Source organism: Salmonella sp. SAL4457, from assembly GCF_046548235.1.
In the GTDB taxonomy this organism is placed as follows: domain Bacteria; phylum Pseudomonadota; class Gammaproteobacteria; order Enterobacterales; family Enterobacteriaceae; genus Salmonella; species Salmonella enterica.
The window spans coordinates 1-272 of the sequence record NZ_JBGDZO010000499.1 but is presented as its reverse complement, the minus strand read 5'-3'; the positions used below and the strand labels follow the sequence as shown (position 1 = coordinate 272).

The window sequence follows — 272 nt, the reverse complement described above, 5'->3', positions numbered from 1 at the left end:
CCATCAGCACCGGCAGGTGCTTGAGGCGCTCGTCGGCGCGAACCGCGCGCAGCAGATCGATGCCGGTCATGCCCGGCATGTTCCAGTCGGTGACGAGAAAGTCGAAATTGCCGCTGTGCAGCATCGGCGGCGCCGTGGTGCCGTCGTCGGCCTCGGCGGTATTGGTGAAGCCCAAGTCCCGCAAGAGGTTCTTGATGATGCGTCTCATCGTGGAAAAGTCGTCCACGATGAGAATTTTCATGTTCTTGTCCAAGTAAACCTCCGTACAGACC

1 protein-coding gene is annotated in these 272 nt (G+C 59.6%); it reads right to left on the bottom strand.

Features of this window, described 5'->3' with window-relative positions; genetic code table 11:
* Positions 1 to 241, bottom strand: a 241-nt coding sequence (locus ACLJNW_RS25220; protein ID WP_410961362.1) for a response regulator, incomplete at its 3' end; no start/stop codon positions are given.
* Positions 242 to 272 lie beyond the last annotated feature (31 nt).